Genomic DNA, 11,883 nt, shown 5'->3' on the forward strand with positions numbered 1-11,883 from the left:
TAAACAGCGCTAATGAATCCCTTTGTAGTATTTAAATCAAAAATATTAGCCTAATAAAGTAATAATTTGTGAAGCCAGTTCTGTACCGATTCTATCTTGTGCTTCTGCTGTTGCAGCTCCAATATGTGGAGTCAATGAAATTTTAGGGTTCATCAAAATAGTCATTTCGGGAGTTGGTTCATTTTCAAAAACATCCAAGCCGGCAAATAAAACTTTTCCGCTGTCTAATGCTTTTACCAATGCCACTTCGTCAATAACACCTCCACGAGCACAGTTTACAATACCTACGCCATCTTTCATCATGGCCAATTCCTTCTCGCCGATGATATAACCATCTTGGGCGGGAACGTGTAAGGTAATGAAATCAGCTTCTTTGAATAAAGATTCAATTGATTGGGAAACGATGGTGGTATTGATTGATTGACCGTCAAAAAATTCAACTTTTACGTCAACTTTCGGGATAAAACTATCCGCAGCAATCACTTTCATGCCTAAACCAAGAGCCATTTTAGCAGTAGCTTGGCCAATACGTCCAATTCCTACAATACCAAGCGTTTTTCCTCTCAATTCAACACCATTTGCATATGCTTTTTTCAAACCGTCAAAGTTTGTATCTCCTTCAAGAGGCATGCTTCTGTTCGAATCATGTAAAAAACGAACACCGGAAAATAAATGGGCAAAAACTAATTCTGCCACAGATTCTGATGAAGACGCTGGAGTATTGATTACGTGAATCCCTTTGCTCTTTGCGTAATCTACATCAATATTATCCATTCCCACACCGCCACGACCAATTACTTTTAATCCCGGGCAAGCGTCAATTATGTCTTTGCGGACTTTAGTGGCGCTACGAACCAAAACCACGCTGACGTTGTTCTCGTTCACGAAATTTGCCACCTGTTCTTGTGCTACTTTTGTAGTAATTACTTCAAATCCACCTTTTTCTAAAGCTAGAATTCCACTTTTAGAAATTCCGTCGTTTGCTAGTACCTTCATTTTTTGTTGTATATTTTAAGATTGAAAAATTTAAAATTCAATCTGTTTATTTAATATATTGTTGATTGTAAAGGTTCTTTAAAGATCCTTAAATCAATCAATGGTTTTAATTTAAATTGCTTTTTCCAAAGCTTGCATAACATCAACCAAAACCTGAACGCTCTCGATCGGCAATGCATTGTACATCGAAGCCCTGTATCCGCCAACTGAACGATGTCCGGGTATTCCGGAGATTCCGGCCGCTTTCCACATCGCGTCAAACGTTTCTGAATGTGCAGCATCATTCAATAAGAATGTGGCATTCATGTTTGAACGATCTTCAACAGCTGCAGCTCCTTTAAATAATGGGTTTCTGTCTATTTCGGCATAAAGTAATGCCGCTTTTGCATTGTTCAATTTTTCAACTGCGGCAACTCCGCCAAGTTTTTTCAGCCACTGTAAAGTTAATAGGGAAGCATAAACCGGAAAAACAGGAGGAGTATTATACATACTTTCTGCCTTGATATGTTTTTCATAATCCAATATGCTTGGAATCGTTCTGCCGGACTTGCCTAGAATCTCTTCTTTCACGATAACAAGAGTCGTTCCTGCAGGCCCCATATTTTTTTGTGCCCCGGCATAAATGATATCAAATTTCGAGAAATCCAATACTCTCGAAAATATATCAGAACTCATGTCGCAAACTAATGGCATGTCAACCGAAGGAAATTCCTTCATCTGAGTCCCGAAAATAGTATTGTTGCTGGTGCAATGGAAATAATCGGCATCAGCCGGTATGGTATATCCTCTTGGGATGTGATTGTAATTTTCCTCTTTTGAAGAGGCCACAACAACGGTCTCTCCAAAGAATTTAGCCTCTTTTATGGCCCCGCTTGCCCATGTACCCGTATCCAGATAGGCCGCTTTCCCGCCTTCTTTCATCAAGTTGTAAGGCACCATCAAAAACTCTAAGCTGGCTCCTCCAGAAAGGAAAAGAGCCTGATATCCTTTGCCCTCCAGTCCCAATAATTCAATAGCAAGTGATCTGGCTTCGTCCATTACGGCAACAAAATCTTTGCTTCTGTGCGAAATTTCCAAAATAGATAACCCGGAATCATTAAAATTTAAAATAGCTTGTGCTGATTTTTCAAAAACTTCTTGTGGTAAAATGCATGGTCCTGCGCTGTAGTTGTGTTTTTTCATGGTGTAGTTTATGTCCAAAAAATTAAAAAGCAAATTTCGGGAATAGGACTCGAAAAAGTGTTAAATAATTCGCAATAATTGGCCTTTTTTGGTCTATGTTATTAACAAAAACGATATAGTGTCCACGTTATCCGCATAATCCCATAAGTTAGGCTGCTGTGTTTGCCCGAAAGAAATGGAGTTTTCGATAAGGTTGTCGCTTACGACGCACTGTATTTGCTCGCTTTCTGACTTTAAGCGCAGCTGCAACTCACTGATGTCATCATAAAATTCGTAAAACACGCTCGAAATAGGGGAGGCATGACTTTTATCTTCTTTCAAAATTAAAAAACCGTTGTCCAACAGCTTGAAATTGCTCATTAAAAATACGGCTTTATTATAGTCGTAATTGTTGGCATATTTTTCATAATGGATTATCTCTTGGTATTCGAAAATTGCCTCAAAAAAGGCATCGAATGAATAGCCTTTCGGTACAAATAGCTTTGATACATTGCGACATCCCAAGCCGAAATATCGGAATATGTCTTCGCCCAAAGCGATGAGTTGTTCCTTAGTTTCAGTGCCATTCAATACAGCAACCGAGTTTCTGCTTTTCCTAATTATCGATGGTTTGTCTTTAAAGTAGTATTCAAAATAACGCGCCGTATTATTGCTTCCGGTTGCGATAACCGAGTCGAAATTTTCTAGTTTGCCCTCGACAAATGTGATCTTTTCGGCAAATTTAGGGGCAACGGCTATGACGTATTTGGCCAGAAAAGGGAGCAAATGTTGGTCATTTGAGGACGTTTTTACTCGAACGGAGTGTCCCGTGATCAAAACGGACAAAAAATCGTGAAAACCGACTAGCGGTATGTTTCCCGCTAGTATTAAAGCAATGTCTTTGGGTTTTATCTCGCCAATAGCGTACGCAGACAGCCATTGGTCCAAGTTTTCCTCGGTCAGCGCCTTGGCCCAAGATTGAATCGAGAAGTATACCTGTTCGGGCGTATACCATCCGTTATGTGACTGGGATAACTTTATTAAATTGATGAAATCGTCAAAAAACAGATCGTTATGCAGGACAGTGGCTTTTCTGGAACTGCTGTCTTCGGAAAATTGGTTTAAAAATTTCCCTAATTCAACAAAAACAGTTTTTTTTGTTTCTAATGTCATAATGTTTGCTTATGAATAGTTTTGATTGTAATTTTGCACAAAAATAAGCTTTAATAAGTCGAAAGTCAAATGTCTTAAAGTCAAAAGTCGCTTAACAGGATTTTTTTGACCCGAATAACAAATAATATAACAAATGGCAATTATAATAACTGATGAATGTATCAATTGTGGCGCATGCGAACCGGAGTGCCCAAATACAGCTATATACGAGGGTGCGGACGATTGGAGATATAAAGATGGGACCAAACTGACGGGAAAAGTGATTTTGCCGGACGGTACTGAGGTTGATGCTGAAGAAGCCCAAACGCCAATTTCGGACGAAGTGTACTACATCGTTCCGGGAAAATGTACCGAATGTAAAGGTTTTCATGACGAACCGCAATGTGCCGCGGTTTGTCCGGTTGACTGTTGTATTCCTGATGATAACCATGTGGAATCGGAAGAAACATTGCTGAACAGGCAAGCATTTTTGCACAACGAATAGATCCTTTAAATAGGGCAAAAAAAAATCCTGAGTTTTTTACTGACTCAGGATTTTTTTTGCTTTAAACTACTTTGGACTATTTCGCGATAATGTAAGTGGTAACGGTAATCGTATCGGTAGCCTCGTCGTAAGACTCTAAAATCATATTGCCATCAGAATTAAAGTGACCAAAAGAAGTCTTGTTTCCGGCTCTATAAATATAGTTGTTATTAGACGTTTTTCTTAATACGGCTGATTTTTTTCCATCGGGCATAAATACGGAATATCCTTTTTTGTCAGTAGACACCTGATATTTTGTACCGTCTAATTCGTAATATGCCGATCTGTCCACATCGATAACTTTGGTTACTCCGTCTGCGGTGATTTTAGTGGTCGCTGTTACTTCAACAGGGCTTTCCTTTATGTCTTTATTTAAGACATTTGAATTGGCATCGTTTAATTGTAAGTTTTGAACTTCTTCTACTTCCTTAGTTTCGACTAATTTTTTTTCCCCTTGGGAATCTTTGATTGTCGTAATATTGGTTTTGACTTCCGTTTTTACATTCTTGTTTTGCGCTTGGATATTAATAGAGAATAAAAAAGCGGCCATTCCTAAAACTATAATTTTCATAATATTTGATTTTAAAGATTTATATCACAAATTTACAATTATAGTGCGTTTGACTTATTACATAATTGTCGATAAAAATTGTATTATTCACACTAAAAAAAAGCGGATTCATTTCATTTTGCTTTACAAGGGTTTCTTTTTTGCCGCAATGACGTAGGTGTCATATGCGTAGGTTTTTCTGTCTATGGTTTTTATGATTTCAAAATTATTTAAATATAAAAACAATTGCATTTCATTTAGTGTGAAGACGCGCACGGTGGAAAAATCATCGGCAATCAGGTTTTTTTCGCCATTTATTATTGTGTAGTATTTTGCATTCCATTCCAGCATGAAATTGTCCAAAGAAGTCGTTTCCCAGTTGCTTTCCCTTATGTAGTTCATCCCGTCATGTTCTGCTTGATGAATGATTTTTTGATTTTCATTTATAAATGGTATAAAGCGATTGGCGTCTATAAAATCGAATACAATTATACCTTGCTCCGTAATATTATTGTATAAGGAAGCAAAAGTTTCATTGAGGTCCTCATTCGTCGTTAAATAACTCGTGGATCTACCTGTGATGATAATGGAGTCCACCTGCTTTTCAAGATTGAAGTCCCGCATGTCCCCTTGAATGAAGATGCAATTTTCATTTCTTTCTCGGGCAATGGCAAGCATACTTTCACTGTAGTCCAGTCCTGTGTAATCTTGATCGTTTTCATTGAAACGTTTGGCCAGATTGCCTGTTCCACTTCCTATTTCCAGAGTGGTCTTGCAGTTGTTTGCTTTGATAATGGTATTGTAAAAGGTGTACTCTTCATCATAATTAACAAATGTTTGATACATGGCATCATAGATTGCCGCCATTTTTCCTTCATAGAGAGTTGCCATAATTTTGCCGATTAGGTAAACATTAGCTTAAACCGCATTGTGATTGTAAAATACGCCTTCGGACAATGACAATAGTTTTTAAACGATATATAAATTTATGAAAAAATAGCATATAAAAAAAAGGGCTACCCGATGGATAGCCCTTTTCAGTATTATTTGATAATCGAATTAGAATTTATAGTTCAATGATAAATTGAACATAGTTCCTAATTGGCTAAAGTGAAAACCGTCATAAGTCATTTGAGAATAACGTTGGTTGAAAGTAATCAAGTTAGATTGGTTTTTTACTTGAGCGGCATCGTTTAACAGTGCTGTACCAGCTGCATTTTCTGCTTTGAATTCCCATTCTGGTAATACGTTCAATAAATTGTTCACATTCAAAGACAATGTTAATTTCTCTGTTGCAGAGAATGTAACTCCTAAATCTGTAACAATTTTAGGGATAAATTCAGTTCTTAAGTTAGAATCTAAACCAGCTTGTTTAAAGGTTGTTTTACCAAAATAGGTGTTGTTAAGAGAGAAACCGAATTTCCCTAGGTCATAATTAGCTCCTAAGATCCATTTTGTGTTTGGTCTAGAAGTAAACATTAAAGCGTCAAGTGTTTCGCTAAAGTTACCACTTCTTACTGGAGAGATTCTTTCGTTGTCTATTGTAACGTTTCCAGAAAGGTTGAAACCTAATGTACCTTCTCCTACAAGAATATTACTATAGTTTGCAACAAAATCTAAACCTGAAGTTCTTGAGTCAAATGAGTTTTCAAACCAGGCTACATCTCCGTAATCTGTTGATACAATGTCTCCCAATAGAATTCTGTCTTCTACCTTGATGTTGTAATAATCTATGGTGAAATTAAAGTTTCTTGAAGGTTTAGCACCAATACCTATTGTAATATTAGTGGATTTTTCAGCATCTAATTTAGGCACGCCTATTAAACGAGCTTGTGGAGAAACGTTATTTATAATTCCACTAACTTGAATTCCTTCCCCTGCAACGAATGAATATTGTGATTTTTGAGTGTAAATTTGGTGCAAAGTAGGAGCTCTGAAACCTGTTGAAACAGAACCTCTTAATGTTACTTTGTCGTCTGCAAATTTATATCTAGAGCTCAATTTCCAAACTGTAGCATCACCAAAATCACTGTAATCTTCATAACGAAGGGTACCGTTTATTAAGAAATCTTCAGTAATATCATAGGCAAGGTCAAAATAAGCTCCTAAGTTATAGCGGTTCCATTTTCCTGAATTTTCAGGTCTGTTACCGGCAAATGAATCGGCTCCTTGGCCATCCCAAGACGCTTTGTCCCCTTCAATAACTTCAAAGGTTTCTGTTCTGATTTCAGATCCAAAACCAATACTGATTTTATCAGACAAAATCTTAGAGATGTCTAAATTCCCTACAACATGGTTGAAAGAAGTTCCTCCTGGTTTAAAAGTGATTGGACTGTTTTCTAAATAAACGTTATTACCATTTTCATCTTGTATGTCAGATCTATTATGAGAGTTTTCTACTGAGTAAGTTTGCGTGTTTCCGCCAACTGTTACACTGGCGTCAGTATTCCAACCGTTCTTAACAGCTTTGTAACCTAATGTCCCATTGTAGTCATTCAAATCCCCTGTAAAAGTAGGTACATAACCAACATATGAAGCGGCAGTACCGTCTCCAAAGAAATCTTTTAAATATGGATAGTCAGATAACATTCTCCAGTAAGGAGTTCTGTAGTTGGCAAATGAGTTTACTTTTTTGTAAACATAAGCTGCATTGTAATACAGTTGCGTTTCTTCAGATAAATCAAATGCACCATTCACTAAAAATTTAGCAGCGGCAGTTTCAGGGGAACCATTTATGTTTCCCGCATCCGGTTTTTTTGCTAAGAAAGCTTGTACATCAGCTAGATCAGCACCAAAATCAGAAGCTTCTCCCGCCGCATCAACCGTCCCAGGTCTGTTTGCTTGAGCAACTTTAGAGAAATCTACGGTATAGTTAACAAAACCTTTACCGTCGCCCACTTCAGAACCATTGTTAAGACTTACTCCCAACATTTCACCGTCACCTTCAGCAGTGATACCGCTTCTTACAGTTACTGCGCCGCCGTTAGTATTTTTCTTCAAGATGATATTCATTACCCCAGCAATTGCATCAGAACCGTATTGAGCCGAAGCACCATCACGAAGTATCTCTACTCTTTCGATTGCATCAGTAGGAATAGCTGAGATATCAGCTCCTGTTTCACCACGTCCTGGAGACGTTTGAACATAAAGCAATGAGCTTAAGTTTTTACGTTTACCGTTGATAAGGATCAAGGTTCTACTTGGTCCCATGTTTCTGATTTCATAAGGATCCAGTAAAGAAGTCGCATCGTTTACCGGTGTTTGTACCGTGTTAAAAGAAGGGATTTTGTACTGTAATGCCTTGTCAAAACTAGCTTGTCCTGTAGAAGCTAAATCTTTTGAAGAAATAACATCAATAGGGAGTGCAGTAGTTGTGTTGCTTCTTGGAGCTGTTCTAGATCCAGTAACTACAATTTCCTGTAAGGCTTGTCCGCCTTCTTCAGATAGGACTACATCGATTCTGTCACTTGTGGCCGCTTTTTCCACTTTAGCGAAACCGATATAACTAAAGACTATAGTTGCTCCTTCGCTAACTCTTATTTTATACGCTCCGTCAAAATCAGTAGATACACCATTACTGGTTCCTTTTTCGACGATGTTAACACCTGGAAGCGCTGCACCGGTGTTATCCTTTACCACTCCAGAGATTTCTTTTTGGGCAAAAAGAAAACTGACGTTTAGAAGTAAGAATAATAATGTGATTTTTTTCATAATTAAATTGAATTTTGGTTTTTGTTTAGTTTAATTTGTCCTGCAATATAGAATTTTTTAACAAAACATTAGGATTGGCATTGTGTTTTTTTATAAAAAACTTATCAAACAAGCATAAATATCAGGTTTATACTTATTGAGCATCTTTTATACCTTATATTTGCAAAATTTTATAGTAAACATTAAAAACATATAGCGGTCAAATGCTGTCTGTAAACATAAATATCATGAAAGCAGGAATTGTAGGGTTACCAAATGTTGGAAAATCAACATTGTTCAATTGTTTATCAAACGCCAAAGCGCAAAGTGCCAACTTTCCATTTTGTACAATAGAACCTAATATAGGAGTTGTAAACGTTCCTGATCCGAGAATTGAAAAATTGGAGGAATTAGTAAAACCAGAACGTGTTCAAATGGCAACTGTTGATATCGTAGATATTGCAGGTTTAGTTAAAGGAGCAAGTAAAGGCGAGGGTTTGGGAAACCAGTTTCTTGGAAACATTAGGGAATGTAACGCAATTATTCATGTATTGCGTTGTTTTGATAATGATAATATAGTACACGTTGACGGTAATGTAAACCCAATTCGTGACAAAGAGACCATTGATATCGAATTGCAATTAAAAGATTTGGATACGGTAGAAAAACGCCTTGAAAAGGTAAATCGTGCAGCTAAAACTGGAAATAAAGAAGCGCAAACCGAAAAAGCGCTTTTGGACAGAATTAGAGAAACTTTGCTTCAGGCAAAATCAGCCAGAACTATAACTCCACAGAGCAATGATGAGGAAGTATTGATGGAGAGTTTTCAATTGATCACAGCAAAACCGGTGTTGTATGTTTGTAATGTAGATGAGAATTCAGCGGTTAGCGGAAATAAATATGTAGATCAAGTTCGTAAATTGGTTAAGGATGAAGATGCAGAGGTTATTATACTTTCTGTTGGTGCAGAAGCTGATATTACTGAATTGGAAAGCTACGAAGAACGTCAGGTTTTCCTAGAAGATATGGGATTAACTGAGCCAGGTGCTTCAGTTTTGATTCGCGCGGCATACAAATTATTGAAGCAACAAACTTACTTTACCGCTGGAGTAAAAGAAGTACGTGCTTGGACAATCGATATTGGATCAACGGCACCGCAAGCAGCCGGAGTAATTCACACCGATTTCGAAAAAGGATTCATCCGTGCAGAGGTAATTTCATATGAGGATTTCGTTCAATATGGTTCCGAAGCGAAATGTAAAGAGGCAGGGAAATTCAAAGTGGAAGGAAAAGAATATGTAGTTAAAGACGGAGACGTTATGCACTTCAGATTTAACGTATAGTTTCCAAAGAAAACAGAGAAAAGGACAAAGAAAATAGAAATAAACCTGCAAGAGTCATTTTTGCAGGTCTATTTTTTTAGGTCGTTCCCGAGAATTAGAATCGTGTTAAATTTGCGTTTTGGTTTCGTTTTGAACGTATTTCGATTTTTATTACTTTAGTGAAAATTTAATACAATGAAAATAATCGCATTTGGAGCCAGTCCAAGCAAACATTCCATTAATAAAAAGTTAGCGACTTATGCTGCTCATTTATTTAAGAATGCCGAAGTGGAAGTGCTGGATTTGAATGATTACCAAATGCTTATCTTTAGTGTGGATATAGAAAAGGAAGTAGGGCATCACCCAATGGCGCAAGCATTTTTGGATAAAATTGCCAGTGCCGATATTCTGGTGGTTTCATTGGCGGAAAACAATTCCAATTACTCGGCGGCTTTCAAAAACATTTTTGACTGGTGTTCCCGTATTAAGGGGAAAGTTTTTCAGGACAAACCCATGCTGCTCATGGCCGCTTCCGATGGCAAAAGGGGAGGCGCAAATGTTCTTGAAATTGCCAAAAAAGCATTCCCATGGTATGGCGGGAATATCAAGGCGACATTTTCATTTCCTAGTTTTTACGATAATTTTGATCTGCTAAACAACAGGATTTCTAATCCAGAATTAGACGATCAACTAAGAAAAATAATAGCGAATTTCTAATTTTTTCAATTTTGCATCCTTGAAATCCTACATTTAAAAAATGTCAATATCATTCTTGATAACTTTGATCGCATCCACTTTTAATTTTTATCAATTTATACTACATTAGCAGCAAAACGTTAAAATTCAAAATGTCAGATCAAAATCAATATACCGAAGACAATATTCGTTCGCTCGACTGGAAAGAACACATTCGTATGCGTCCCGGTATGTATATTGGGAAATTGGGTGATGGTTCATCACCTGATGATGGTATCTATATCCTTCTGAAAGAGGTGCTGGACAACTGTATCGATGAATTCGTTATGGGTGCCGGTAAAACGATCGAAGTGACCATTAAAGATAAAACGGTAACCGTAAGGGATTATGGCCGCGGAATTCCGCTAGGGAAAGTGATTGACGTGGTTTCTAAAATGAATACAGGTGGTAAGTATGATTCCTTGGCTTTCAAGAAATCGGTTGGTTTGAACGGAGTGGGAACCAAAGCCGTAAATGCTTTGTCAAATTATTTCCGGGTGGAATCTGTTCGGGACGAGAAACAAAAGGCCGCAGAATTTTCTGCAGGTAACTTAGTTCTCGAAGAAGACATAATTGATACCACCAAACGAAAGGGGACCAAAGTGACTTTTATTCCGGATGAAGCGATTTTTAAAAATTACAAATTCCGGTACGAGTATGTAATTAAAATGCTGAAGAACTATTGTTACCTAAATAATGGATTAACCATATTATTCAATGGCGAAAAGTATTTCTCTGAAAATGGATTGAAAGATTTATTGGAGGAAACGATTAGCGCTGAAGATTTAGAATATCCGATAATTCACTTGAAAGGTGAGGATATCGAAATTGCTTTGACACACAGCAAAACGCAATATAGCGAAGAATACCATTCCTTTGTAAACGGACAAAACACGACCCAAGGAGGAACGCATTTGGCGGCTTATCGCGAAGCGATAGTAAAAACCATTAGGGAGTTTTACAACAAAAGTTTCGAAGCTTCTGACGTGCGAAAATCTATAGTTACGGCTATAAGCATCAAAGTTATGGAACCTGTTTTTGAGTCGCAAACAAAAACCAAATTGGGCTCGACAGATATGGGTTCCGAACCCGGAATGCCATCAGTGCGAACTTTTGTGAACGATTTTGTAAAAACCAAATTAGATAATTATCTGCACAAGAATCCTGCAACAGCGGATGCATTATTGCGCAAAATTCTCCAAGCCGAAAGAGAGCGCAAGGAATTATCGGGCATCAGAAAATTAGCGACTGATCGCGCCAAAAAAGCCAATCTGCACAACAAAAAATTAAGGGATTGCCGTGCCCATCTTCCGGACACCAAAAACCCAAGGAATCTGGAGAGCACCCTTTTTATCACCGAGGGTGATTCGGCTTCCGGTTCCATCACGAAATCGCGGGACGTAAATACGCAGGCTGTTTTTAGTTTGCGTGGAAAGCCGTTAAACTCCTACGGAATGAGCAAGAAAATTGTTTATGAAAATGAGGAGTTTAATTTGTTGCAAGCGGCATTGGATATTGAGGATGGTTTGGAAAAATTGCGTTACAATAATATTGTTATCGCAACGGATGCCGACGTCGATGGAATGCACATCAGATTGTTGCTGATTACATTTTTCCTTCAGTTTTTTCCCGAATTGATAAAAGAAGGACATTTATACATATTGCAAACACCACTTTTTAGGGTTAGAAACAAAAAAGAAACGATCTATTGTTATTCTGACGACGAAAGAAAA

General features: G+C 37.6%; 10 protein-coding genes. 4 read left to right on the plus strand and 6 right to left on the minus strand.

From position 1 onward, the window contains the following. Window positions 1-45: 45 nt before the first annotated feature. The 3 genes from VIH09_RS00510 to VIH09_RS00520 form a co-directional block, all read right to left on the minus strand. Window positions 46-996 (minus strand): D-2-hydroxyacid dehydrogenase, encoded by a 951-nt coding sequence (locus VIH09_RS00510; RefSeq protein ID WP_331576784.1) that lies wholly within the window; start codon window positions 994-996, stop codon window positions 46-48. Between the two features lie 111 nt (window positions 997-1,107). Beyond that, window positions 1,108-2,178 carry a 3-phosphoserine/phosphohydroxythreonine transaminase gene (gene serC / locus VIH09_RS00515; RefSeq protein ID WP_331576786.1) on the minus strand — a complete coding sequence of 357 codons (1,071 nt, stop codon included), beginning with the start codon at window positions 2,176-2,178 and terminating at the stop codon, window positions 1,108-1,110. Window positions 2,179-2,271: 93 nt separating this feature from the next. Continuing rightward, window positions 2,272-3,330, minus strand: coding sequence for an acyl-CoA reductase (locus tag VIH09_RS00520; protein ID WP_331576788.1), 1,059 nt, complete (start codon window positions 3,328-3,330; stop codon window positions 2,272-2,274). A 133-nt stretch (window positions 3,331-3,463) separates the two neighbouring features. Between VIH09_RS00520 and VIH09_RS00525 the strand changes: the two genes are divergently transcribed. Then, complete coding sequence (locus VIH09_RS00525; RefSeq protein WP_331576790.1) at window positions 3,464-3,814, plus strand: 4Fe-4S dicluster domain-containing protein; 351 nt, start codon at window positions 3,464-3,466, stop codon at window positions 3,812-3,814. Between the two features lie 76 nt (window positions 3,815-3,890). Here VIH09_RS00525 and VIH09_RS00530 read toward each other — a convergent pair whose 3' ends face one another. From VIH09_RS00530 to VIH09_RS00540, 3 genes are all read right to left on the minus strand, one after another. Continuing rightward, window positions 3,891-4,424 carry a hypothetical protein gene (locus VIH09_RS00530; protein WP_331576792.1) on the minus strand — a complete coding sequence of 178 codons (534 nt, stop codon included), beginning with the start codon at window positions 4,422-4,424 and terminating at the stop codon, window positions 3,891-3,893. Window positions 4,425-4,547: 123 nt separating this feature from the next. Then, window positions 4,548-5,294: a class I SAM-dependent methyltransferase gene (locus VIH09_RS00535; protein WP_331576794.1), complete on the minus strand. Its 747-nt coding sequence runs from the start codon at window positions 5,292-5,294 to the stop codon at window positions 4,548-4,550. Window positions 5,295-5,462: 168 nt separating this feature from the next. Then, on the minus strand, window positions 5,463-8,114 hold the full coding sequence (locus VIH09_RS00540) for a TonB-dependent receptor (protein ID WP_331576796.1): 2,652 nt from the start codon (window positions 8,112-8,114) through the stop codon (window positions 5,463-5,465). Window positions 8,115-8,341: 227 nt separating this feature from the next. Between VIH09_RS00540 and ychF the strand changes: the two genes are divergently transcribed. From ychF to VIH09_RS00555, 3 genes are all read left to right on the plus strand, one after another. After that, window positions 8,342-9,436, plus strand: coding sequence for a redox-regulated ATPase YchF (ychF, locus tag VIH09_RS00545; RefSeq protein WP_331576798.1), 1,095 nt, complete (start codon window positions 8,342-8,344; stop codon window positions 9,434-9,436). A 174-nt stretch (window positions 9,437-9,610) separates the two neighbouring features. Next, the gene (locus tag VIH09_RS00550) at window positions 9,611-10,132 is read left to right on the plus strand and encodes an NAD(P)H-dependent oxidoreductase (RefSeq protein ID WP_331576800.1); all 522 of its coding nucleotides are present in this window, start codon (window positions 9,611-9,613) and stop codon (window positions 10,130-10,132) included. Between the two features lie 131 nt (window positions 10,133-10,263). After that, on the plus strand, window positions 10,264-11,883 hold a 1,620-nt coding region (locus VIH09_RS00555; RefSeq protein ID WP_331576802.1), incomplete at its 3' end, for a DNA topoisomerase IV subunit B.

The sequence above is a fragment of the Flavobacterium sp. genome (genome assembly GCF_036515215.1).
In the GTDB taxonomy this organism is placed as follows: Bacteria; Bacteroidota; Bacteroidia; order Flavobacteriales; family Flavobacteriaceae; genus Flavobacterium.